The following is a 23,153-nucleotide window of genomic DNA, read 5'->3' on the forward strand; positions in this document are numbered from 1 at the left end:
AGGGCTTTAAGTTGAGTGAACAAGAAGTGCAGGACATTTTTGCGGAAGTTGCAAAGCAAATGAATGACTTGCATGAGACTCAGGATAAGTAGATTTTTTCGGAGGTTTTATTATGGTTGATGCTAGAATTTTGAATCAATTTGATGTAAGTACAGGACATAAGTCAGTTATACAAAAAGGTAATGTTGGTGAAACTTATGATTATGGTTTGCAATTATGGCGTGATCAGTTAGATACATATGTATTTAGAGGGACTCGTGGCAATTTAACTAATTTGGTTTTAAAGTTAGTGGGACAAGCTGCAGGGCATACACAAACCTGGGAGTTTTCAGGCGAATCGGGTAAATGGTTTGTGGGCGTGAAACCTACTAAGGAACATTGGGCTAAGCAAATTGCTCGTGTAGATATTAGATCTTTAAAGGCAAGTAAAACGTACGATAGTAATACTGCTTTTCCACGAATTGCATACTTAGATCAAGCTGGAGAACCTAAAGATTACTGTCAAAGTCCTGAAAACTTTAAGAGGGCAGAAGCAGCACTATCTCCAGACTATACAAAAATGTTAATTGCTACAATGGAAAATGATGGAACTGGACATTTTGTTATCTATAATGCAAAAATGATTAATCAAGCTTTAGATGATACAAGTATTGATTATGTGGATTTACGCGATAAGCAAAAATATCCATGTGAAGATAGTTTTACTATTTCTAATTTTGATGATTTAATGAATAATTCTGTACAGGGTTATGATTTAGATAACGCAGGGAATATTTATATTACTAGTCAACATAAACCGAATATGGAAGATCATAAGTATTATCCAAAAATGATTAAAAAGATTCCTTATTATGCGCATGAAGAGACCTCACAATGGGAAGAAGTCGGATTATCTGCTGTTAATATTAGCGGAAAAGGAATGCACTCAGAGGTAGAATCAATTCAGATTATTGGTGAAAATCATGGTTATTTAACAGTTGCGTATCATAAGCTTGTTAATAATAAGAATCTCACAATTTTAAATAGAATTTATGAAATTGAATGGGATTAATATTTTAAAGTGCTTGAAAAATTTTCAAGCGCTTTTTTTCTATCCGAGTATAATAACGTTAAGAGTTAATAAAGGAGAAAATGAAATGAATCATAAGAAATACTTTTTAGCTTCAGTTGCAGCTTTGATGGCTATTGGAGTATTTTCTACTCAACAAGTAAAAGCAGCATATTCTGTTGTTGCAACTAGAAAAGTCACAAGAAACGCATATATCTATAATTCAACCAATAAGAGAACTTCATATAAAAATAAAAAGAAATTATACAAGGGGCAATCAGTAACTACATATGGTGATGGACAGACACTTAAAAATGGTCAAAAATTTTATAAAATTAGTCCAACATCAAATAAGTACGTCAAAGTAGCTAACTTCAAAGCTAGACCTGTTGTCAAGACTGCTACTGCTGTAATAAAGCCACACGCTGATTGGCTTGCTAGAACTTTTAATAATAAAGGCAATACTGTCCGTAAGAATTTAAAGCCAGGAACAAAATTGACAGTTGATCGCCATGAGGTAACTTCATTTAGTGATAACTTCCCAGCAGGAATGATTAACGACGATGGATTTTATCATATTAAAGGCAGCAATCAATGGATAATGGGCTCTGCTGTTAAAGTTAATAAAAAGATTCCTTTGTTTGATCCAGAATTTGAAAATGCCCGTACCAATTATTCTTTGGTAAGATTTAAGAACAACGCAGATGTATATAATCGTCAAGGTGAAAAGCTGAACGCTGATGGAGTAAAAGTGAGAAAGCAAGCAAATTGGTTCAGAGCTGATAACCTATTATACATTTGGCTTCCGAGTGAAAATAAGGCTGAGTTGTTCTACCATCTGATTGCTAAAAGCTTTTATACAACTTCGTCAACAAGCGATAAGCTTAAAGTTTCTGATGCTTATGTTAAGGCCAGTGATATGAAATACTTTGATGGTTTGAAACTTAAGCCAAGTAACACTCAGGCAGAAGCTAAAGCGGCTGCAGAGAATAAAAATTAAGAAAAAGTAGGAAAATCCTGTCATTATCGACAGGATTTTTTGCTGAGAAAATTCAGACTGCCTTGATTGACTTAAAAATTGGGGGAGATAATAGATGTATAAGTGAGATATTAATAGAAGGATGATTAAAATGAAGAAAAACAAATTTATTTTAGCTTCAGTTGCAGCTTTGATGGCTATTGGCTCAGTGCTTTCATTTGGCTCACAAGCTCACACAGTTCAAGCTGCGCAAAAGACGATACATACTAATTATTATGCTGGTATCAAAAGTACAGCTTTAAGTTATAACGTAAACGGGAAAAGCTTATCGAGTGGAATTAAGACCAACACTACTATGAAATATTACGGTAGTCCACGGCTTATTAAGGGGCAAAAATATGTCTGCTACAATGTTGGTAAAGGCAAATATGTTCCATTGGATTCTATTGGCAAAGTAAATGGAAGAAATACTTTCCGTTTGTTAAATAATAGCTATATTTACAATGCTAGTGGTAAAAAGATAGGTAGCTTATCTTATAGATATCCAGTTTATTTTTCAGGCAGTTTAAGAAAAACTAGCCAAGATAAAAGATATTATGTGCTTGAGAGTAACATAGACTCTCAAGCTTATACAACTAGTACTGAAAAATATTATTTGCCTTATAAGAAAATAAAGAATAGTTACTATTACTCATTGGGTAAAGGTAGATATATCAACGTTAGAAACGTTGCCACAATTAATGGTTTGCAGAATTGCTCTAATAGCGAAAAGATTACGGTAACAGCCCCTGGTCGTCAAACAGTACCAGTTTATGTTGTGAATGATTCTTCAGATGCAAAAACAGGGAAGGTGTTGCCTGGAGTCGTTAAAGTTAATGGCGTTAATGCTCATAGAGTTATTGTTGATGGTAAGACCGTTAATGTTGGAGCTGGAGATATGATTTTAGGCCAACGTATTCCTAGCGGTACAACCGTAACTGTTAATGCTAAGACTGCTGGACCACAATATAAGTATCAAATCAAAGGTACTCATACATTTATCAGCGCTTCAAATATAAAGGGATCAACAACTAAAATATCGAATCTTTTACCATACTATGTAGATTTAGATAAATTAAATAATTAACAAAGATCCTGTCCGTAGGGGCAGGATTTTTGTCGGAAAAATTCAGACTGTGTTGATTGACTTAAAAATTGGGGGGAGATAATAAAAGTATTAGCGAGATATTAATAGAAAGATGATTAAAATGAAGAAAAACAAACTTATCTTAGCTTCAGTTGCGGCTTTGATGGCTGTAAGCCCGGTGCTTTCATTTGGCTCACAGACTCACACAGTTCAAGCTGCAGACACTACTATTACTAAAACAATCATGCATACTTCAATGGCATATGACAGAGATGGTAAGAGCACAGGTACCAAATATTATGCATACAAGACCGTTGATGTGATGACTAAGCCTGTAAAAATAAATGGCAATTTGTATTACAAAGTAAATGGATTAAATCACTATTTAAGAGCTACCAATATTGATGGTGTAACGCGTAAAGTAACGCATAACACTTATGTTTATAAGTCTTCCAATGGTCGTACTTCGTATAACGGCAGATGGAAGCTTTATAAAGGTGAAACAGTCACTACTTATGGTGGTTCTTACAAATTCAAAAATGGTAAGCACTACTTCAGAATTGGTGGTCCAAGCAAACAATACATTAAATCAGCCAATTTAGGACCAGTTATTAAAACTAATACTTCAGTGAATGGATCTGGTTCATCATCAGCATCTACTAATTCGGAAGAAACAACAGTCACTGTAACCACTCCGACTCGTTTAATTACCCAAACCAGTAATGGCTATAAAGGAACGGCTCATATTACTCCTGTAGGAACAAAATTTACAGTTGATCGTTTGGAATTTAATGAACTTTCTAAGAGAAGTGAAAACGACGACCATTTTTATCACATCAAAGGTACTGATCAGTGGATCAATGCTTCTGATGTGAAAGCTGCTAAAAGTATTCCACTACATGACTATTTCTTTGAAAACTTCTCATACATTACATTCCCTAAGGACACTGATGTGTATAATGCAGACGGAACTATCCAAGATCATAACGGCCAAAAAATAAGTAAACAAAAAGGTCAATTAAAAGTAGACAAGTTAGTATATATTTGGGTACCAAGTGAAAATAAGGCTGAATTATTCTATCACTTGGTAGGCACAAGTTTTTATGCAAGTACAACGCCAACCGTTCATTGGAGCACAATTAATGTTGGTCATAATGCTTATGTAAAAGCTAGCGATGTTAAATTTATTGATGGAAGCGTAAAATTAACTCCATCAAACACAGCCGCTGAAGCAGAAGCTGCTGCGAAGAAATAGAGCTTATAAATAATAAAATCCTGTCCGTTGGGGCAGGATTTCTCACATATCTAATTTTAAGCACAAAAAAAGCACCGACTCCTCGCAGTGCCATTTTCATATTATGGGTGGCCAGGGGATCGAACCCTGGACCCACGGATTAAGAGTCCGTTGCTCTGCCAGCTGAGCTAGCCACCCATATTGGTTTCATCAGCTCTCGTGCTGACAGTTAAATATATTACCAGTTGAAATAGGTTTTGACAACCCTTTTTTTGAAAAAAATAAAAAAAGTCACAAAAAGTGACTTTCTTCTTAAATTTGATCCTTAATGTGGTGGGCGATTCCGCTTTGATCTTTGTTTGCACTATCGGCATAGTAGACAGCGTACACGCCATTTTTATCATTTTCGGCAATTACAATCTGACGGTCAGTCGGACGTTCTGCCTTAATAATCTGTGCACTGCGCCGTGCTTCCTTGAAGTCGTGTGAAGATGCAATGGCATCCCCCGGATTGAAAAATACAGCTTCGTTCATAGTAAAGCCCCCTTGAATAAGTTCTTTTCTTCTATTTTACCAAGAAAGAGCTTACAAGCGCTAATCAAATGAATGAACAAAAAAAGAGATATAACTTCTGTCATATCTCTTACAGTTATGGGTGGCCAGGGGATCGAACCCTGGACCCACGGATTAAGAGTCCGTTGCTCTGCCAGCTGAGCTAGCCACCCATGCGTTGAATCAATCAACAGATATTATTATGCTCTGAAACGTAAAAAAATGCAAGACTTTTTTGAAAAAAACTCAAATTTTTTGGCTAATGTTACAAAATTCAGTATAATGTAAGAGCAAAGGAGGCATTCCCGATGCCAAAAAAAATTCTCGTCGTCGATGATGAAAAGCCTATATCTGATATTATCAAATTTAACCTAACTAAGGAGGGCTTTGACGTCGACACTGCCTATGATGGCGAAGAAGCTGTTCAAAAAGTTGACGAATATGATCCAGATTTAATGATTCTGGACCTGATGTTACCAAAGAAAGACGGACTCGAGGTTGCTCGTGAAGTTCGTCAAACGCACGATATGCCAATTATCATGGTAACTGCTAAAGATACTGAAATTGATAAAGTTTTAGGACTTGAAATGGGTGCAGATGATTACGTAACTAAGCCATTTTCTAACCGCGAATTAGTTGCTCGTGTTAAGGCTAACTTACGTCGCCGTGATATCGTTAAGAAGGCTGAGGCTGCTAACCAAGAAGAGCCCGATAAGAATATTAAGATCGGCAATCTATTAATCATGCCAGATGCCTATATTGTTGAAAAGAATGGTAAGAAGATCGAACTTACTCACCGTGAATTTGAACTTCTTTACTACTTAGCACAACATATGGGACAAGTTATGACCCGTGAACACTTATTGCAAACTGTTTGGGGCTATGATTATTTTGGTGATGTGCGGACTGTTGACGTAACCGTTCACCGTTTAAGAGAAAAGATTGAGAATAATCCAATTCAACCTCAAGTTTTAGTTACTCGCCGTGGTGTAGGTTATTACGTAAAACAGCCAAGTGAGGGATAGTTAAAGAAAGCCACAGAACTGAAGAAGTAAGTGGCTTTCTTTTTTTAGATGTTGAGTGAGAAATGAAAAGACTCAGAAAAAAGTTAAATGATACGTTTAATTCCATCAATATGAAATTAGCGATCGTGTTCATGCTGATGCTGCTGGCAACAATCGAAGTTATTGGAGCTTATTTTACCAGACAGCTTGAACAAACCAGTATTGAGAACTTTCAATCGTCAATTCAAATTCAGACGGTTGTAAGTAATCAATTAGCTAATCAACTGACCAGTGACAGTAAAAATGCCAACGACCGTTTGAACCAGATCGTTAATGACTACAATAATGATGCGATCAGTGAAATTATCGTCGTTGACAACAAGGATACGATTCGTGCCGTTTCTAATTTGAATGATAAAAGCAAGATCGGTCAAAGAATCAACAACACCGATGTTAAGCGGGTAATTTCAACCGGGCATCAGATTAACAAGGTAATCGATGACCACGGCAATTACATGATTCAGATTTCTCCACTGACTAGTGGAAACGGATCTAACAATAACGTCGGAGCGATCTATGTGAAAGCCAGCATGCAGGATGTCTTTAACAACCTGCGGCAGATTTCATTAACATTCTTGATCGCATCCTTAATTGCGGCACTGCTTGGCGCATTCCTGGCGTTAGTCATTTCCCGGGCAATTACGCAGCCTATCGAAGAAATGCAGAAGCAGGCCTTGCATATTGCCGATGGTGATTATTCTAGCCAGGTAAAGATCTATTCAAACGATGAATTGGGTCAATTAGGTCGTGCCTTTAATACTTTGTCTGTTCGAATCGAACGCTCGCAAGAAGAGTCCGATAGTGAACGACGCAGGTTGGACAGCGTGCTTTCGCACATGAGCGATGGGGTGCTGGCTACCGATCGTCACGGCAACGTCAGCGTTGTTAACCAGATGGCTTTGAACTTCTTAAATGTTAAAGAAGAAGACGTCATTAAAAAACCAATCGCGGAAGTCCTTGGCTTGAAGGATACTTCCTCACAAGATTTAATTTCTAGTCAAAAAGAAATTGTCGTTATAATCGATCCAAATACGCGTGATGAAATGATCCTGCACGCTAGCTTCTCTTTGATTAAGCGAGTAACGGGCTTTGTTTCCGGTAGCGTATGCGTTTTGCACGATGTAACGGAACAACAAAAGAACGAAGATTCACAAAAGCAATTCGTTTCTAACGTTTCGCACGAACTTAGAACGCCACTTACTAGTTTGCAAGCCTACATTGAAGCCTTAAACGAAGGGGCTTGGAAGGATCCAAACATCGCGCCAAAATTCTTGGAAGTAACGCAACAAGAAACTAGTCGAATGATTCGTATGATCAACGACTTGCTCAGTCTTTCCAGAATGGACCGTGGCGTTTCAAAGATGGACCTTGAATTTGTTAACCTGAACGATTTTGTTAACCACATCTTGAATAGATTCGACATGATCGTTAAGACTGACAAAAACAATGATAAAAAGAAGAAATACACGATCAAGCGTGAATTAGGCAATCAAGCTCTTTGGGTAGAAATCGATACCGACAAGATGATGCAGGTAATCGACAATATCATGAACAATGCAATTAAATATTCACCAGATGGTGGTGTAATTACGGTTCGTTTGACGCAAAACAAAAACCACGTCATCTTGAGTATTTCCGACCAAGGTTTGGGTATTCCACGTAAAGACTTGGGCAAGATCTTCGATCGTTTCTACAGAGTCGATAAGGCTCGTTCACGTGCTCAAGGTGGTACCGGTTTGGGTTTGGCGATTGCTAAAGAAATCGTTGAAGCCCACCATGGTCGTATCTGGGCTGACAGTAGCGAAGGCAAAGGTTCTACCTTCTACATTTCCTTACCTTATGAACCAATGACAGAGGAGGACGACTGGGATGAAGTTTAGATTCAAGCTAGGCGACTTTTTATTGGGCTTAGGCACATTTATCGTCATAGTTTTGTCCATTGTGTTGTGGATCTTCATTATGACCAGTGACCAACGCTTCAGTAACATCGGTCAACAGAATCAAGAAAATACGACGACTAAGGAGCAGGTACGCAACCGCAGCGTAAAATCTCTTTATGATCTGTATATTCCAACGACTTCCTATGGTTTTCCTAACGGCAACTTGTGTCAGCTTTATGATTCCAAGAACAACTTAACTTTGGAATTTACTAAAGAAATCAAGAAGGCTAAGGCTGTTAACAAGATCAAGAAAATCGTTCATTCACAAGCCAGATATCAAGAGTACTTGAATAGCCCAGAATACGTGCAATTGGTTTATCCAGATGAGATTACCTTTTCTTTATTTAACCAATTGAACAAATCTGCTAATGATGATCGTGAATTCAACCGTTTCTTCGTTTCCAAATCCAATCACTGGATTTATCTGGGCAATGACCAAAACAACGAAATTTACCAGATTAAAATCAAGGGCGCTAACTTTGATCGTTTGCGTAAATATGCGCAAAATGCCAAAAGCAAGTCACCAGTACGTCTGGTACGTTTAAGAGAAGGTTACTCACCATTTTATAGTCGAGAAATCGATGGTAAGGTTTATAGCTATTTGACTAACCATCAATCATATTCTTACTTTGTCTCACGTTTGTTAGGTACTTCTGGTGTTACCAGTAAGACGAATAAAAACGGTCAAACAATTTATTCACTTAGCTACTACACCAGATTGAAGGTGCCGGCTCCTAAGTCCGGCGAGCATAACTATCTTTACACTCATTACGAAAAGAATAAGATTCCTTCCGCAACGAGTCGTTTGCTCGATAGTGTCTACTATGTGCACCAACTTGGTTTGACCGAACAAGATTTGCGTTTCTTTGACGCAGATGGTTCAAACGTCAGCTATTTGAACTACATCGAAGGAATTCCAGTCTTCTTGAATAAGCATGATTTACAAGTTAAAACTACTTTCTCAACGGATTCAATCAATGTAGCTTTTAACAGCATCAACTTTCAGATTCCAATTCCATTTGATGGACAGACCAAAACGATTAAGCCGACGCAAGACGTAGTTGATGAATTGGCATCACACGGCTTGAAGCAAGACGATATTCAAAGAATCGTGATTGGCTTTACGACTGAAAAAGATTCTAGTCGTCATGGTTTGATTAACCTAGTGCCAACTTATTATGTGAAGGCCTATGATGAATGGAAGAGCGTTAGCGAGTGGGAAAAGCAAGATTTGACCACTTACCGTAAATTTAGCGAATCCGTAACTAGCGGGGAGGCGAAGTAATTCAATGGACTATAAACGAATTGAATGGCTGTTTTTCATTGTCTTCTTACTAATTGATATTTATTTAGGAATCGAAATTCTGCATTCACCTGTTAACTTGAGCAATGCGGATACCACAACGCAAAGTGTGGCCAGCATTCGCTCAGAGATGAAGTCGGACAATATCGATCTGCCCGAATCAATTTCGAATACGCCGGATTCAGGCTACTATTTAGCCACTAAGAATAGAGATTACTTGTCTTCTAAGGTAAGTGATTTAACTAATGTTACTGCACGCTACTCAAAGACTGACAATACGCTTTACGCTACACCCAAGATAGCTACAACTTTGTCTAAGAATGAAAAGACCGCGTTGAAGCAGGTTAATGAGTTTAAAAATGATCCGAAAAACGTGCCTTATGGCAAGCAGTTCAAGTATGAACCGGATATGTCGAGTGCCGACAACTACATGTTTGTTCAAACTTCTGACTATGGTGAAATTTATGCCAATGTGGCTCAATTGACAATCAGTGTCAAGGACAATCAGATTACTAACTACACCGAAACTTACATGGGGCCAGCTAGTCCTGTGCGTGAATTGCAGTCAACCATCAGTGCTTGGCGTGCGATTCGTGCCATGTACATCGACCGTGAATTGACCAACAATTCTCGCGTTGCCCGCATTAAGTTAGGCTATTCTAAGTTAACTGAAGTTCGCGGCAGCACAATTCTATTACCAACTTGGTTAGTTTGGGTAGAAAACAAGACGACTAAGAATATTACTTTAAAGCGTGTGAATGCTTATACAGCACAAATGCTGCAATCGAGTACCTATAACGTAGAAAGGTAGAAGTAAATAATGAAAGTTTCCGTTTTGGCAAGTGGTTCAACCGGAAATACCAGTTTAATAGTGACAGGCCAGCATAAAATCCTTATGGATGCTGGCCTGTCTGGTAAAAAGACTAAAGATTTGCTAGCAGATGTCGGAGTAGACATCAATGACATCGACATGGCCTTTTTAAGCCACGATCATACGGACCATAGTGGCGGCCTTGGTGTGTTAATGCGACGCTATCCTAGAATTGATGCTTTTGCCAACAGCGGCACGTGGCAGTACTTGCTTGATACGCAAAAAATTGGCAAATTGCCGGCTGAGCAGATGAACACGATTGAGCCGGGACAGACAAAAACTTTTGGCGATTTAGATGTTATGGCGTTTGCGACTAGCCACGATGCAGCTGAACCCCAATACTACGTTTTCACTAGTGGTGGCAAACGTGTCGCATTTTTAACCGACACCGGTTATGTCTCTGAAGAAGTTGAAGGCACGATCGAAGACGCAGATGCATACATGATGGAATTTAATTATGATACGATGATGTTGCGGGATGGACCGTATTCTTGGCCATTGAAGCAGAGAATCTTGTCAGATGTAGGGCACTTATCTAATGATCAAGCTGCTCAAGCCTTGGTGGACGTGGTGACGTCGAAGACCAAGCACATCTTTTTAGCACACCGCAGCCAGCATAATAATACGGAGTACCTCGCTCATGAGACGGCGAAGGAAATGTTGATTGAAGGGGATGCAGATTTAAGCGATGATGCTAAGATAATTGATACAGAGCCTGCTAAGCCTACGAAATTAATTCAAATTTAGCAATTTTAGCACCTTTTTTTCATACAAAGTTCAAATTTAATAGGTATGATATTAAAAAGTAAAATTGAGGGGAGACAAGTATGACAGAGAATCAAAACAATAATAGTCAAATGCCAAAAAGAAGAAGCGGCAGCGGTAAAATTATTGCCACTGCAGCTATTGTTGGTGTAGTTGGTGGACTTATCGGTGGTGGAGTTTCATATTACGCAGCTGATCAAATGAACAGTGCATCAGTTAATAATAGTGCAGCTCAAACCAGCGTCTCATCAAGCAGCAGCAAAGTCTCACAAAAGAGTGCCAAGACAAGCGGCACTATGACAAGCGCCTACAACAGCGTTAAAGGCGCTGTAGTGTCCGTGATTAACTTAAAGCGTCAATCATCAAGCAGCACGGATTCGCTCTATAACAGCTTGTTTGGCGATGATGAGGGCAGTTCATCCAAAAAGAACGGCAAGCTTGAAACCTACAGTGAAGGTTCAGGTGTTGTCTACATGAAATCAAACGGTAAGGGTTACATCGTAACTAACAACCACGTTATTTCAGGTAGTGACGCAGTTCAAGTTCAACTTGCTAATGGTAAAACTGTAAGTGCTAAGGTTGTTGGTAAAGATAGCACAACCGACTTGGCTGTTTTATCAATCGATGCTAAGTATGTAACGCAAACTGCTGAATTCGGCGATTCTAAGAGCTTACAAGCCGGTCAAACTGTTATTGCTGTAGGTTCACCACTTGGTAGTGAATATGCTTCTACGGTAACGCAAGGTATTGTCTCAGCTCCTGCTAGAACAATTGAAACTTCATCAGGCCACCAACAAACAGTTGTCCAAACTGATGCCGCAATTAACCCAGGTAACTCAGGTGGTGCTTTGGTTAACTCAGCTGGTCAAGTTATCGGGATCAACTCAATGAAGCTTGCTCAATCAAGTGACGGTACTTCTGTAGAAGGTATGGGATTCGCGATTCCTTCAAACGAAGTTGTAACTATCGTTAATGAATTGGTTAAGAAGGGTAAGATTACTCGTCCACAACTTGGTGTAAGAGTAGTTGCACTTAATGGTATTCCTGAAGCATACAGAAGCCGTTTGAAGATCAAGTCAAACCTTAAGAATGGTATTTATGTTGCTTCAATTAACAAGAACAGTTCAGCTTCACGTGCTGGCATGAAGAGCGGCGATGTGATTACTGCAGTTGACGGCAAGAAGGTCGACGATGTGGCATCGTTACACAGCATTCTGTACAGCCACAAAGTAGGTGATACCGTAAATGTAACCGTGAACAGAAATGGTAGAAATGTCAGCTTAAAGGTTAAACTTGAAGGCAATTAATAAGTAAAGTAAAAAGTTTACAAGAATAAAAGGCTATATCATGCGCTTTGAACGCGGATATAGCCTTTTTGTTAACTATTTAAATGTGTAACACTGAAAAGTTCGGCTTTAAAATTTGTCAAATAGATCTACACCTGTTGATAAGTGTGGATAACTTTGTGGATTGTGCATAACTAAGGAATTATAATTTTATTCACCTGTGGAAAAAATAGAAAAATGTTCATAAAGTTAGTAAAAATAATTTGTTAAAACAAATGTTCATGCTGTTATATCGGGAAAGAACAAATAAAGTTTGTGAAAAAATGCTTTCAAAATAAAAATGTGGGAAAGTATTTTTCAAAAAAGTTTTGGAATTTATTTAGCCACAAGTTATAGAGTATAGTTAAAATCATACCACAAAATATGGATTGTGTTTCATGATAAATGTGGAAAACTATTGAGTAGTTTTGTAGTAAACTAGTGGGTATGAATATTAAGATTGTTTGTGTTGGAAAATTAAAAGAGAAATATTTTAAAGATGCGATTGCGGAATATAAAAAGCGACTAAATCGTTTTGCAAAAGTATCGATTGTGCAGGTGCCTGACGAAAAAGCACCGGAAAAATTCAGTGCGGCTGAAGACGAAAAGGTTAAGGAAATTGAAGGCCAGCGAATTTTAAGCAAGATCAAGGATAAGGAGTACGTGTACGTTACTGCGATTAAGGGAAAGCAGCGTAGCAGTGAGGAATTTGCTAAAGAAATTCAGGATTTGGCAACGTATGGCCATTCGGATATTACCTTCGTCATTGGTGGTAGCTTAGGAACAAGCGATGCAGTGAATAAGCGCGGGGATGATCTGATCAGTTTTGGTAAGTTGACCATGCCACACCAGTTGATGCGGGTGGTTTTGATTGAGCAGATCTATCGTGCGTTCATGATTAACTCGGGTAGTCCATATCATAAGTAGAAAAAAGCGTCTCTGAGAAATCAGAGACGCTTAAACCGCTTTCATGATAAGATTAAGTTAATTGCTTAAGTAAAGGAAGAGATTTTATGGAAGAGAATACTAAAAGAATGCTGGCTGGTAAACCGTATCGCCCTGGAAAAGGTAATTTATCTGAAATGAGAAGAAAAGCTCATTTATTAAGTCAAAAATATAATCAAATTCCAGAAGATAATGCGGAAGAAAGAAATAAAGTTATAGACCAGCTATTGCCTGATCATGGCAAAGGCGTTTTTCTCCAAGGTCCAATTCAGTTTGATTATGGCTGCTTTACTCATTTAGGAGATAATTTTTATGCCAACTTTAATTTAACGGTTCTTGATACTTGTCCAATTACAATTGGTAAAAATGTAATGTGTGGTCCTAATGTCTCTTTAATCACGCCGCTTCATCCTTTAATGTATGAACAACGTAACCCTAGAAAACAAGCTGATGGTGAAGTTGATGATATTGAATATGGTGCCCCAATAACCATTGGCGATAATTGCTGGCTAGCAAGTAATGTTACTGTGTGTCCAGGGGTAACGATTGGCAATGGCTGCGTGATCGGAGCAGGGGCAGTAGTGACTAAGGATGTTCCAGATAATTCTTTAGTAGTAGGTGTACCTGGTAAGGTAATTAGAAAGATCACTGAAAAAGATCGTCTTAAAGATTTTCCTTATTAAAAAACGTCTCTGAGAAAATCAGAGGCGTTTTTGTTAATCATTGCCATCAAGCCATTTTTTAAGCATAGCAATATATTCGTCGGTCTTTTGGACAAATGACATATGACCACAATTTTCAAATAATTTCCATTTACTGCCAGGGATGTTGTCCTGCATCATCTTAGCAACATATGGAGTACACAAATCGTCGGTTCCACTCGTAATCAGAGTTGGAACTTTTATTTTGCCCAATTGATCGGTGTATTCATAGTCGTGCAAGTTACCTTCAGGGGTATACTCGTTAGGACCCCAAGCAGTCTCATAAGCAACCGTACCACCTTTTTTCTCACGCATCACGCACTCTGGCCACTTCTTTGTCATGTCGATGGCGTGTTGGTTCATAAAGTGTTCGTTGGCTTTCAAGTAGTCAGGTTCGGTAAATGTATCCGTTAATTCGGCGCGGTGAATTGCAGCCTGTTCTTCAATTGGCAAGTACTTGATCATACGGTGGAGTTCTTTTGACCATAATGAAGCTGATGAAAGGGTACTTGATAAGATCACACTTTGAATGCCTTCTGGGTGGTAATCACACATGTAAATGATGGCGAGCATCCCGCCCCAGCTTTGGCCCAATAAGTGGATCTTGCGCAAGGCCAAGTGTTCACGTAGAGCTTTTAATTCTTTAACCCAAGTTTCTTTGTTATAAAGTTCTGGATGATCGTCAGGGATGCTGCTGTTGCCACAGCCTAATTGGTCATACATGATGATGCGACGATCGTCGATTTCTGCGAGTTTATCCAAAACTTCAAAATAATTATGCGTTGAACCAGGGCCACCATGAAGCAGAATTAGTGGCGGCTTCTCGCTTCGTTTACCAACAATGCGGTAGTAAGTTTCATAGCCCATGAAGGGCATTTTTCCTTCGATAATTTCCATTTCTTCACCTACTTAAAACAAAATAATGAGATATTTACCAAAATTAATAATGTAAAAAAGATCAACCAATCTTTTTTAGTCAGTGGAATTGCCACTATTGTAGATCTTTTTTGATTCTCAACATAGCCGTGCGATTCCATGCCTTGGGCCAGATTATCGGCTGAATTTAGCGCAACTAAGATCGCCTTAAAATAAAGAGCTGGTGACCAAAAGCTAAGGTACATCCCGCGCATCATCGCCGAGGTGCGGATTTGATTGACCGCCATACGCATCTTCGGAATGATATTGATCGCTGCCAAAACGCCGTACGCAAACTTGCTCGGCAGGTGCAAATTTCGTTCCAGCGAACGAGCAAAATCCGTCGCAGTGACTTTACGAGTCACGCAGGCAATCGTCAACGTATAAACGTAGACGCGTGTTGATAAATTCCAGGCATAATAGGGGTCTGGCGTAGGCGAGAACCAATAAAGCGTCGCAAAGATCGTAAAGGCCGCGATGAAGGGCAAAATGATCAGTAAAAGCAATTCTTTGAGTTTAGTCTTAGTGACCAGTAAATAAACTAACGCAAACGCGATTACTAAAATGTTGGTAGTTAAACTAGCTTTTAACGATATTTCCAGCGAAACAATAAAAGCTAAGATAAATTTTAAACTGGGATTCATAGTTACTTCTCCACGTATTTAAGCTGCTGCTGGTCAAAAACAAGGCGATAAGAGCAGAAATCAGCTAACTCGTCTATCTGATGGCTGATGATTAAAAACGTCTGCTGGAGCCTCTCTTGGCTTTCTCGCATTAGGTTCAACACCAGCTTTACAGAATTATGATCTAGACCACTGAGTGGTTCATCGATTAAAAGTACATCATGTTTGGTCATGAGTAGTAGTAAAATTTGCAACTTTTTTTGTTGACCGCCTGACAAGGTATAAACGACCTGATCCAAGTGATTAGCTAGTCCCAATTTATCCAACCATTCCTCTATTTTTTGGTCCGTAAAAAAGCTATTGCGATCTTTCTTACTGAGCTTGAGTTCATCTTTTACAGTCACGGTCAAAAACTGATCCGTTGCCTTTTGAAAGACTTGCGCAACTTGAGCTAAATACTTACGTTGATGCAATTTAGCTATTTCATGATCATGGTAAGTAAAACTCCCACTATAAGGAATCATCTTCGTCATCGCCTTAAACAGGGATGTTTTGCCCACGCCGTTAGGTCCAGTGATCAAAGTGCTCTTTGAATAAAGATTTAGATCAGCTTGCTTAAGCAACAATTTATTTTGCGTAATCTGCACGTTTTTTAAGGTGAAAATTGGCTGACCGGTTGGCAAAGAAAATGAATATTCGTGTGCATGCATTTGCTTATTTTGTATAAATATTTTTTCCTTCTCGTCAGCTGACAATTCCTGCACAGTTTTAGCTTTAAACTCAAATAAGTGATCACAGACCTGCTCATAATCATCTAAAACGTGGTCACTCAAGATGATGGTCTTGCCATTTTTAGCCAGTAAAGCCAATTTGCTGATCAAAAAGCTCCGTGCATCTGGATCGCAGCTGGCAAAAGGCTCATCAAGCAAAAGCACGTCCACATTCATAGCGAGTAAAACAGCTAAAGCTACACGTTGTTGCTGGCCACCCGACATGGTATTGATCTTCTGATCAAGTAGGTCCGAAATTTGTGTAAATTCTACTGCTTTAGCTAATTTTTTTTCGTAGTCCTTTTGCTCAACTTGCAAATTTTCCAAGGCAAAAACGATCTCTTCACGTGGGGTCGCCATCGTAAACTGCTCAGCCGCATTCTGAAACATCATGGCTGTTTTTTGCCCATTTAATTCCACGGTGCCAGTCAATTTGCCCGCATATTTAGGGTAGAGGCCCGCAATAATTTTAAGCAGTGTGGATTTGCCGCAGCCCGTAGGTCCCATCAGCAGTGAGAAGCCTGCTGGAATTTTTAATGATAAATTTTGGATTATAGGTTCTTTTTCATAGGAAAAAGTAATATTATTTAGTGTTACTATCATAATTCTGATTGTACAAGATGATTTTTTGATTGTCTAATTCGTAAAAGAAATTTTTTCACTATAAAGATGGTCGAATTTGTAATCAAATAGCTTATAATAATGCATTATTATATAGTTATAATAGTACTATAATTTGATTTATTGTAAGGAAGGTGGACATGGATATGGCAGCTGTTGCTTTGGACCAATATCTGGCTAGCATATTAAAGTCGAATTCAACAGACAGGAATGAAATAAAGCTAGAAGCAGGAAATCCAGATTTTGATCTGTTTACTATCTACCTTGAAAATCATAATACTGGAATCCACCGTTATCAGATGGATGTATCAACAATACTCTATGTTGCTAAAGGTACTGTGACAATTAAGAGTGGTGAAAAGATCATTACCATGAAGTCTGGTAACGTGCTTCTGTTAACAGAGGGATGGAAGTATGAGGTCAAGAGTCAAAAAGAAGACTCAGTCCTTGTTAAGTTAAAGTTTAAGCCAGGTTTTGCCTATCGTGAATACTTCAAGTACTTTAGTTACAAAGGAAAGCGTGAAAACAAGGTTATTGAACAAATTATTGATAGCCTTGACAATGAACACGTATTGTGGCTAAAGAACAATCAAATAACTCGTGCATCCCAAGTAATGCAACACATCATCGGCGGTTATTTGAACAATGATTTATTCGCTACGGCCTTAATTCAGGCCGAATTGACCGTAATGCTAATCATTTCGATTAGAACCCAGCGAATGGCTACTCCAACTAATTTAGACAAGACTAAATTCGAAAAGAAGTCATTAGATAATTATATTGATGCACATTTTGCAGATGTATCGCTAGCTGACGCTGCTAAGTATTTTGGCTTCAATCCAAATTATTTCTCAAACATGGTTAAGGCAAAAACAGGCAAGAGTTTTGTCGATCATGTTGATGAAAGAAGAATGCAAGAGGCACGCGAACTCCTTGCTCAACCTGATATTTCACTTAAGGAAATTATTGGACGAGTTGGATATTCAAGCAAGTCATTCTTCTACAAAAAATTTAATCAATATTATCACATGACACCTGCTGCCATGCGAGAAGAATTGTTTAGACAAGCAAATATCAATTTGAAGTAGCTAAAACTAAAAAAGAATCCGGAAATTCCGGATTCTTTTTTTATTACATTTGTTGTAGACGTTTAATTCGCTCGTCTGTAGGTGGGTGCGTATCAAAAAGACTGCCACTATGTTTAAATGGGTTTTCGATATACATGCCGCTACTTGAGCGATCGGCTTGTTTCATTGGCTGACTGCCTTCAATTTTTTCTAAAGCAGAAATGAGTCCTTGCGGATTTCTGGTTAATTCGACGGAACTAGCATCTGCTAAAAATTCACGGTTTCTGGAAAGTGCCATTTGGGCTAGGGATGCAGATAATGGACCTAAGATCAAAACAAAGACAATCGCAACAACTTTAAAGATCATCTCAAAAGCATTGTTATTGTCATCGTCGTCATCACTGCCGCCAAACCAAATGAAGCGGCTAGCAAGACCTGAAAGAAATGAAATTACCCCAACCAGGACAACAGCAATCGTTGATAAACGGATGTCGTAATTTCTAATGTGGGAAATCTCGTGTCCTAATACGCCTTCCAGCTCTTCACGATCCATCATGTCTAATAAGCCTTGCGTAACCGCTACGGCGCTGTGATCGGGATCTCGGCCCGTCGCAAAGGCATTAGGACTAGGATCATTAATGATAAAAACGCGGGGCATAGGCACGCGGCCCACCATTGCCATATCTTCTACGATATGCCAAAGCTGCGGATTGTCTTGTTCGTGAATTTCTTGAGCATGGTTTAAACTCATCACCATGTTGGCAGGATCGCGCATTACTAAAAAGAGATAGATCAAACTGCCGATTAAAGCAATAAGAATTCCCGTCCATGGCGTATTGCTGAATAAATAGCCAAAACCTGCTCCGACTAAAGTTAAGATGATAACGAAGGCAGCCATAACCACTACAGTTTTGCGTTTATTACGTGCAATTTGTTGGTATAGCATTTTCGTATCCTTTAAAACTTAACCTTTGGTGCTTCTTTTTCTTCCTTTGGTGTTTCTAAGTAGTCAACCTTAGTGAAGTGGTGAATCTTAGCTACAATATTTGATGGGAAGGTCAAAAGCTTTTGGTCGTATTGAGCAGCACTTGAGTTGTAAAGTTGACGTGAGTAGGCAATCTTGTTTTCAGTGTTGGTCAATTCTTCTTGCAAGCTTAAGAAGTTTTGGTTGGCCTTTAAGTCAGGGTAATTTTCTGATAAGGCAAAAATTGTCTTTAATGAGTCAGTAATTTGGTTAGAAACCTTCAAAGTTTCTTCGTGATCGCCAGCAGGGATTTCAGTTAATTGGTTGCGTAATTGCACAACCTTTTCAAGCGTTTCACTTTCGTGCTTAGCGTAGCCCTTAACAGTTTCTACCAAATTAGGAATCAAGTCATTACGGCGCTTCAATTGAACGTCGATTTGACTCCAAGATTCTTCTGTATAAACTTTGGCTCTTTGCAAGCCGTTGTAGGCAGTAATGTAAATAGCCACAATTAATACGATGATGGCTAAAATTATCCATAAAAGTGGTGACATTTTTGTATCCTCCTCCACACTATATTATTTAAATTTTAGCCGATTGTATACTTTTGGACAATAAAAAAGAATGCTTTGAAAGCATTCTTTTTCATTTCTTAAATTCTGAAAATCAACAATCCTAAACCAACGATTGTCAAAATGATCAAGCCAGCAAATTGCATGATTGTCCATTGAATAAAGAACTTCTTGCGGCTGACTGTAGCGTGTTGGTTGAACGTCTTCATTACCAGCATGTTGGCCATTGAACCGATTGCGGAACCAAAACCACCGATGTTGGATCCAAGGAACAACGCTTGCGCATAATTAGTGAACTTACCAACCAAAATAGTTGATGGAACGTTACTCATAATTTGACTAGTAAGAATTGATGCGAAGTAAGTTGAGCTCTCAGAGTGAACAGTCATATGAATCAAGTTCACGATTGCTGGAATCTGTTGGATATCACTGATAAAGATAAAGAAACCAGTGAAGGTTAAGAGCAACGCATAGTCGATCTTAAGCATGATTCTTGGATTAATTGCTAGTGCCAAGATAATTGCGATCAACATTGGCCAAACAATATTCACGATTCTGAAAACTCCAAAGAAGAAGAAGATAAAGACAGCGGTCGTGATAATAGTAGGACGCCAGCTGATTCGAATTGGTTCAGTCTTTTGAACCGGAATTTCTTTCTTCGGAATAAATATGAAGACCAAAATCATGATCGCCATTGAAATGATCAAGTAAGGTACTGACCATTTGAAGAAAATTAGTGGCTTAATATCGAAGCGACTAACTAAAAAGATGTTGTGGGGATTACCCCAAGGTGTAAATGCGGCCCCAATGTTTGCGCCCATACCGATTAGAGTAACAGGCAAAATTTGTGGCAGCTTGTAGCGCTTAGCGATATTTAAATAAAGTGGAATTAAAGTTAATACAGTAATGTCATTACCTAAGAACATACCGGCGATAACGGCCAAAACCGTGAACAGCATGTTCAACTTACGCGTATTATCTGCGATACTCGTAAGTTTGTACGCTAAAACATCCAGAACGTGCAAATAAGCATAGATCTGGATCAGCGTCAGCATTGCGGCAACAGACCATAAAGTGTGAAAATTAATATCTGTTAACCGCGGCCTAGCGAAAAAAAGACTTACTACTGTAATTAAAACTGTAATCTGTAAAATTCTATCTTTAGCAATATTCTTTAAGACGGTCATAAAAGGTCCCCCTTACGTATTACAATCGTCTAAAAACCCTATGTATCATTTTGAGCTTTTTTAGGATAGCTTGCAATGATAAATTTGAAAAAACTAAAGATTTAGGCCACTTTGAGCATTTTAATAGGGGATTTTGCTTAAAAATACTATACTTAAGAAAATGAGTAAACGTAACAGATTAGAGCGAGGACACAACTATGACACAAGAAACTATTTCAATTAACATCAAACCAGAAGCAAAAGAAATTATTGAAAAGAAAAATCCAGAAAACAAGCCACTTTTATTAGCTTTAAATGATGGTTCAAACAAGTATTCAAGACTTGGTGGTACTTGTACAATTGGTGCCAACTTTCAATTCGTGATTCTTGATGAAAAGGATCCTAAATATACTATTAAAGTAGAAAACAATGCCGGTTTTGATTTATGGACTTCACCAGACGAAGTTAGCTTCTTTGAAGGCGGCCTAGTAGTCAACGCAAGAAATTATACATTGAGTTTATCCGATGATAGTGGCATTCTTGATGGAGCGGTATCAATTGATAAATACACACCGCAAGAATTAACTAAGAAGGAAATGCAAGAGGGTAAAACTTGCTAATCATTAGGTAATGAAAGCAATTAATGAAATAAAGAATTTTTCAGCGGAATTTAAACAAAATTGGTTACAATACTTAGTCCTTTTTACGGGCATTAGTGTATTAAACCAGTTTGTTTTTATTCCGTTTTTTCGTTATATCACTACATTTGTACTGCAAAAGGGTGCCATTCCGTTTGTTTCGCTTTCTAATTTAGAAATTATTTTAACTAAGCATCCCTTTGTGGCTTTAGCATTGCTAATTGAGTTAGCTGCATTGCTATTTGTCATTTACAGTCAACTTGCGCTGCTTATTTTGGTGATCAAAAATCAATTTGATTTAAAAGAGAGCCTCAGTGAGTACGGGCAATGCTTGAAACACTTTCGATTAGGCTCACTACTTTTATTGGCAATTTATTTTTTGTTAATTATACCTTTTGCCAATATTGTCTTTAGAACGCCACTTTTAGCCAAGCTAAAAATTCCACAGTTTATTGTGGACTACATGACGCGAGATTGGATTTTACTGACGGTTTTAGTTGTCTTTTATGTCGTGATTTTTATTTTGGCACTTCGCTTTTTATTCACTTTGCCAATTATGGTGCTGGATAAAACGACCACTAGAGAGGCAATGAAGAAAAGCGCCAGTTTAATGAAAAAGAGTTGGCGCAAGGTATTGGGCTTCTTTATTGCCTTGGGAATAATCGCTATTTTGGCCATGGTAATTAACAGCGTGCTGGCATATTTACTGCAGCTATTATGGGACATATTTCCCAGGGAATTAGCCTTAATACTAGCTACGATAAATCTATCACTCTTTCAAATGATCAGTGAACTATTGCTGATCTGGACTAGTGCTATTTCACTATTATTTTTAATTAAAATTACCACAAAAGAAGAAAAATTACCTAATGCATCCCACAATAAAGCAATCGTGACACCAATCATGATCATCTGGATCTTTGCCATAATCGTCAACGGAGTCGAGAATGTTTTTTATCTGACGGGGATAGACAACCATGCGCCAGTCACCATTTCCCATAGGGGTGTAAATGATAAAAATGGTGTGCAAAACACGATCGAGGCTTTAAAGAAGACAGCCAAATTTAAGCCGGACTATGTAGAAATTGATGTCCATGAAACTAAAGATAATCAATTTATCATTATGCACGATGAAAATCTGAAAAAGCTGACTGGGGTAGACAAAGAGCCGAAGTATTTAACCGTAAAACAATTAACTCAGTTAACTGCTAAAGAAGATGGCCATCGTGGCAAGGTTGTTAGTCTAGATCAATATATAAAAGCCGCTAAAAAGTTAAAGCAAAAATTGCTGATAGAGATTAAGACTACACAGCATGATTCCAAGAACTTTGTGGCGAACTTTAATAAAAAGTACGGTCAAACAATTTTGAAGAATAAGTACCAAGTGCAGTCGCTTGATTACACTGCTGTCAAAAAAATGCACCAGCTTAATTCAAAAATTCCAGTTTTATATATTCAGCCTTACAACCTAACTTATCCGCGCAGTGCGGCCGATGGCTATTCCATGGAATATTCCACTTTAAGTTCTGATTTCATTTGGCAAGCTCATTTACAAAATCACGTGGTATATGCTTGGACAGTCAATAATACTGCCGAAATGAAAAAGATGATGTATGAACACGTCGATGGCTTTATTACCGATGATGTGGCTAAATTAAATACTACGATTGAAGACTTTGAAGGGCATAAAAGTTATGCGGAACGACTCTTAAATTACATGACTGCCTTTCCTATACTTGATTAACGCGTTTGATCATGGTAAACTATACTAGATTTTCGAAAATCTGAAAGGAAGTATAGTACTATGCGTAAAGGTGAAAACTACAACACTGGTTGTGAACCAAACCAAAGACCTAAGAACAAGAGAAACGCAAAGAAGCGTGTTGCTCACGTAGCAGCAGTTGTTGCATTTCTTAATAAGGCCGTAAAAGACGAAAACAAGTAATTTCGTTTTTTAAAATTAA

General features: G+C 38.3%; 23 protein-coding genes, 2 tRNA genes and 1 pseudogene. 17 read left to right on the forward strand and 9 right to left on the reverse strand.

Annotation, left to right across the window (positions count from 1 at the left end; all coding sequences use genetic code 11):
* From WS44_RS10270 to WS44_RS05175, 5 genes and pseudogenes are all read left to right on the forward strand, one after another.
* Positions 1–92 (forward strand): annotated as a pseudogene (locus WS44_RS10270) (helveticin); the annotation flags it as partial.
* Between the two features lie 20 nt (positions 93–112).
* On the forward strand, positions 113–1,051 hold the full coding sequence (locus WS44_RS05160; RefSeq protein ID WP_013641355.1) for a helveticin J family class III bacteriocin: 939 nt from the start codon (positions 113–115) through the stop codon (positions 1,049–1,051).
* Between the two features lie 85 nt (positions 1,052–1,136).
* A complete protein-coding gene (locus WS44_RS05165) occupies positions 1,137–2,048 on the forward strand; it encodes an SLAP domain-containing protein (protein WP_013436928.1) in 912 nt (303 codons plus the stop codon).
* Positions 2,049–2,178: 130 nt separating this feature from the next.
* A complete protein-coding gene (locus WS44_RS05170) occupies positions 2,179–3,153 on the forward strand; it encodes an SLAP domain-containing protein (RefSeq protein ID WP_046433512.1) in 975 nt (324 codons plus the stop codon).
* A gap of 121 nt (positions 3,154–3,274) precedes the next feature.
* Positions 3,275–4,408, forward strand: coding sequence for an SLAP domain-containing protein (locus WS44_RS05175; protein WP_046433557.1), 1,134 nt, complete (start codon positions 3,275–3,277; stop codon positions 4,406–4,408).
* Positions 4,409–4,512: 104 nt separating this feature from the next.
* Here WS44_RS05175 and WS44_RS05180 read toward each other — a convergent pair.
* The 3 genes from WS44_RS05180 to WS44_RS05190 form a co-directional block, all read right to left on the reverse strand.
* A tRNA-Lys gene (locus tag WS44_RS05180) sits at positions 4,513–4,585 on the reverse strand.
* Positions 4,586–4,699: 114 nt separating this feature from the next.
* Positions 4,700–4,921, reverse strand: a complete 222-nt coding sequence (locus WS44_RS05185) for a hypothetical protein (RefSeq protein ID WP_013436932.1) — start codon at positions 4,919–4,921, stop codon at positions 4,700–4,702.
* 118 nt (positions 4,922–5,039) lie between these two features.
* A tRNA-Lys gene (locus WS44_RS05190) sits at positions 5,040–5,112 on the reverse strand.
* 135 nt (positions 5,113–5,247) lie between these two features.
* Between WS44_RS05190 and yycF the strand changes: the two genes are divergently transcribed.
* From yycF to WS44_RS05230, 8 genes are all read left to right on the forward strand, one after another.
* On the forward strand, positions 5,248–5,964 hold the full coding sequence (gene yycF, locus WS44_RS05195) for a response regulator YycF (protein WP_013436933.1): 717 nt from the start codon (positions 5,248–5,250) through the stop codon (positions 5,962–5,964).
* Between the two features lie 62 nt (positions 5,965–6,026).
* Positions 6,027–7,883 (forward strand): cell wall metabolism sensor histidine kinase WalK, encoded by a 1,857-nt coding sequence (gene walK / locus WS44_RS05200; RefSeq protein ID WP_046433515.1) that lies wholly within the window; start codon positions 6,027–6,029, stop codon positions 7,881–7,883.
* Positions 7,873–9,228 carry a hypothetical protein gene (locus WS44_RS05205; RefSeq protein ID WP_013641360.1) on the forward strand — a complete coding sequence of 452 codons (1,356 nt, stop codon included), beginning with the start codon at positions 7,873–7,875 and terminating at the stop codon, positions 9,226–9,228. The genes walK and WS44_RS05205 overlap by 11 nt, the downstream gene beginning before the upstream one ends.
* 4 nt (positions 9,229–9,232) lie before the next feature.
* Positions 9,233–10,057, forward strand: a complete 825-nt coding sequence (locus WS44_RS05210) for a two-component system regulatory protein YycI (protein WP_013436936.1) — start codon at positions 9,233–9,235, stop codon at positions 10,055–10,057.
* Positions 10,058–10,066: 9 nt separating this feature from the next.
* Positions 10,067–10,864 carry an MBL fold metallo-hydrolase gene (locus WS44_RS05215; RefSeq protein ID WP_013436937.1) on the forward strand — a complete coding sequence of 266 codons (798 nt, stop codon included), beginning with the start codon at positions 10,067–10,069 and terminating at the stop codon, positions 10,862–10,864.
* A gap of 80 nt (positions 10,865–10,944) precedes the next feature.
* Complete coding sequence (locus tag WS44_RS05220; RefSeq protein ID WP_013641361.1) at positions 10,945–12,189, forward strand: trypsin-like peptidase domain-containing protein; 1,245 nt, start codon at positions 10,945–10,947, stop codon at positions 12,187–12,189.
* Between the two features lie 465 nt (positions 12,190–12,654).
* Entirely contained in the window at positions 12,655–13,134 is a 480-nt protein-coding gene (gene rlmH, locus WS44_RS05225) for a 23S rRNA (pseudouridine(1915)-N(3))-methyltransferase RlmH (RefSeq protein ID WP_013436939.1), read from the forward strand.
* Positions 13,135–13,220: 86 nt separating this feature from the next.
* Positions 13,221–13,835, forward strand: a complete 615-nt coding sequence (locus WS44_RS05230) for a sugar O-acetyltransferase (protein WP_013436940.1) — start codon at positions 13,221–13,223, stop codon at positions 13,833–13,835.
* A 33-nt stretch (positions 13,836–13,868) separates the two neighbouring features.
* Here the strand turns inward: WS44_RS05230 and WS44_RS05235 are convergent, their stop codons facing one another.
* The 3 genes from WS44_RS05235 to WS44_RS05245 are packed head-to-tail and all read right to left on the reverse strand — an operon-like array spanning position 13,869 to position 16,764.
* Positions 13,869–14,750, reverse strand: coding sequence for a proline iminopeptidase-family hydrolase (locus WS44_RS05235; protein ID WP_046433518.1), 882 nt, complete (start codon positions 14,748–14,750; stop codon positions 13,869–13,871).
* A gap of 8 nt (positions 14,751–14,758) precedes the next feature.
* A complete protein-coding gene (locus tag WS44_RS05240) occupies positions 14,759–15,412 on the reverse strand; it encodes an energy-coupling factor transporter transmembrane component T (protein ID WP_013436942.1) in 654 nt (217 codons plus the stop codon).
* 2 nt (positions 15,413–15,414) lie between these two features.
* The gene (locus WS44_RS05245; protein ID WP_139962034.1) at positions 15,415–16,764 is read right to left on the reverse strand and encodes an ATP-binding cassette domain-containing protein; all 1,350 of its coding nucleotides are present in this window, start codon (positions 16,762–16,764) and stop codon (positions 15,415–15,417) included.
* Between the two features lie 164 nt (positions 16,765–16,928).
* On the opposite strand from WS44_RS05245, the gene WS44_RS05250 reads away from it, so the two are divergent.
* Positions 16,929–17,870 carry an AraC family transcriptional regulator gene (locus tag WS44_RS05250; protein WP_139962035.1) on the forward strand — a complete coding sequence of 314 codons (942 nt, stop codon included), beginning with the start codon at positions 16,929–16,931 and terminating at the stop codon, positions 17,868–17,870.
* A 43-nt stretch (positions 17,871–17,913) separates the two neighbouring features.
* Here WS44_RS05250 and htpX read toward each other — a convergent pair whose 3' ends face one another.
* The 3 genes from htpX to WS44_RS05265 form a co-directional block, all read right to left on the reverse strand.
* Complete coding sequence (htpX, locus tag WS44_RS05255) at positions 17,914–18,795, reverse strand: zinc metalloprotease HtpX (protein WP_046433525.1); 882 nt, start codon at positions 18,793–18,795, stop codon at positions 17,914–17,916.
* Positions 18,796–18,806: 11 nt separating this feature from the next.
* Entirely contained in the window at positions 18,807–19,367 is a 561-nt protein-coding gene (locus WS44_RS05260) for a LemA family protein (RefSeq protein ID WP_013436948.1), read from the reverse strand.
* 98 nt (positions 19,368–19,465) lie between these two features.
* Positions 19,466–20,572 carry an SLC13 family permease gene (locus tag WS44_RS05265; RefSeq protein WP_046433527.1) on the reverse strand — a complete coding sequence of 369 codons (1,107 nt, stop codon included), beginning with the start codon at positions 20,570–20,572 and terminating at the stop codon, positions 19,466–19,468.
* A 197-nt stretch (positions 20,573–20,769) separates the two neighbouring features.
* Here WS44_RS05265 and WS44_RS05270 point away from each other — a divergent pair, with 197 nt between their 5' ends.
* Genes WS44_RS05270 through WS44_RS09970 form a run of 3 tightly spaced genes read left to right on the forward strand, consistent with a single transcriptional unit; the run spans position 20,770 to position 23,134 of the window.
* Positions 20,770–21,171: an iron-sulfur cluster biosynthesis family protein gene (locus WS44_RS05270; protein ID WP_013436950.1), complete on the forward strand. Its 402-nt coding sequence runs from the start codon at positions 20,770–20,772 to the stop codon at positions 21,169–21,171.
* 10 nt (positions 21,172–21,181) lie between these two features.
* Complete coding sequence (locus tag WS44_RS05275) at positions 21,182–22,933, forward strand: glycerophosphodiester phosphodiesterase (RefSeq protein ID WP_046433530.1); 1,752 nt, start codon at positions 21,182–21,184, stop codon at positions 22,931–22,933.
* 60 nt (positions 22,934–22,993) lie between these two features.
* Complete coding sequence (locus tag WS44_RS09970) at positions 22,994–23,134, forward strand: hypothetical protein (protein ID WP_013436952.1); 141 nt, start codon at positions 22,994–22,996, stop codon at positions 23,132–23,134.
* Positions 23,135–23,153 lie beyond the last annotated feature (19 nt).

Source organism: Lactobacillus sp. N54.MGS-719 (genome assembly GCF_000980505.1).
Lineage (GTDB): Bacteria > Bacillota > Bacilli > Lactobacillales > Lactobacillaceae > Lactobacillus > Lactobacillus amylovorus.

Coding starts and splice junctions, on each gene's coding strand:
- WS44_RS05260 (WP_013436948.1), bottom strand. CDS start 19,367: ATGTCACCACTTTTATGGATAATTTTAGCCATCATCGTATTAATTGTG.
- WS44_RS05265 (WP_046433527.1), bottom strand. CDS start 20,572: ATGACCGTCTTAAAGAATATTGCTAAAGATAGAATTTTACAGATTACA.
- WS44_RS05170 (WP_046433512.1), top strand. CDS start 2,179: ATGAAGAAAAACAAATTTATTTTAGCTTCAGTTGCAGCTTTGATGGCT.
- htpX (WP_046433525.1), bottom strand. CDS start 18,795: ATGCTATACCAACAAATTGCACGTAATAAACGCAAAACTGTAGTGGTT.
- WS44_RS09970 (WP_013436952.1), top strand. CDS start 22,994: ATGCGTAAAGGTGAAAACTACAACACTGGTTGTGAACCAAACCAAAGA.
- WS44_RS05220 (WP_013641361.1), top strand. CDS start 10,945: ATGACAGAGAATCAAAACAATAATAGTCAAATGCCAAAAAGAAGAAGC.
- WS44_RS05270 (WP_013436950.1), top strand. CDS start 20,770: ATGACACAAGAAACTATTTCAATTAACATCAAACCAGAAGCAAAAGAA.
- WS44_RS05245 (WP_139962034.1), bottom strand. CDS start 16,764: ATGATAGTAACACTAAATAATATTACTTTTTCCTATGAAAAAGAACCT.
- WS44_RS05240 (WP_013436942.1), bottom strand. CDS start 15,412: ATGAATCCCAGTTTAAAATTTATCTTAGCTTTTATTGTTTCGCTGGAA.
- WS44_RS05205 (WP_013641360.1), top strand. CDS start 7,873: ATGAAGTTTAGATTCAAGCTAGGCGACTTTTTATTGGGCTTAGGCACA.
- WS44_RS05185 (WP_013436932.1), bottom strand. CDS start 4,921: ATGAACGAAGCTGTATTTTTCAATCCGGGGGATGCCATTGCATCTTCA.
- WS44_RS05215 (WP_013436937.1), top strand. CDS start 10,067: ATGAAAGTTTCCGTTTTGGCAAGTGGTTCAACCGGAAATACCAGTTTA.
- WS44_RS05230 (WP_013436940.1), top strand. CDS start 13,221: ATGGAAGAGAATACTAAAAGAATGCTGGCTGGTAAACCGTATCGCCCT.
- rlmH (WP_013436939.1), top strand. CDS start 12,655: ATGAATATTAAGATTGTTTGTGTTGGAAAATTAAAAGAGAAATATTTT.
- WS44_RS05165 (WP_013436928.1), top strand. CDS start 1,137: ATGAATCATAAGAAATACTTTTTAGCTTCAGTTGCAGCTTTGATGGCT.
- WS44_RS05175 (WP_046433557.1), top strand. CDS start 3,275: ATGAAGAAAAACAAACTTATCTTAGCTTCAGTTGCGGCTTTGATGGCT.
- WS44_RS05160 (WP_013641355.1), top strand. CDS start 113: ATGGTTGATGCTAGAATTTTGAATCAATTTGATGTAAGTACAGGACAT.
- WS44_RS05235 (WP_046433518.1), bottom strand. CDS start 14,750: ATGGAAATTATCGAAGGAAAAATGCCCTTCATGGGCTATGAAACTTAC.
- walK (WP_046433515.1), top strand. CDS start 6,027: ATGAAAAGACTCAGAAAAAAGTTAAATGATACGTTTAATTCCATCAAT.
- WS44_RS05250 (WP_139962035.1), top strand. CDS start 16,929: ATGGCAGCTGTTGCTTTGGACCAATATCTGGCTAGCATATTAAAGTCG.
- WS44_RS05275 (WP_046433530.1), top strand. CDS start 21,182: ATGAAAGCAATTAATGAAATAAAGAATTTTTCAGCGGAATTTAAACAA.
- WS44_RS05210 (WP_013436936.1), top strand. CDS start 9,233: ATGGACTATAAACGAATTGAATGGCTGTTTTTCATTGTCTTCTTACTA.
- yycF (WP_013436933.1), top strand. CDS start 5,248: ATGCCAAAAAAAATTCTCGTCGTCGATGATGAAAAGCCTATATCTGAT.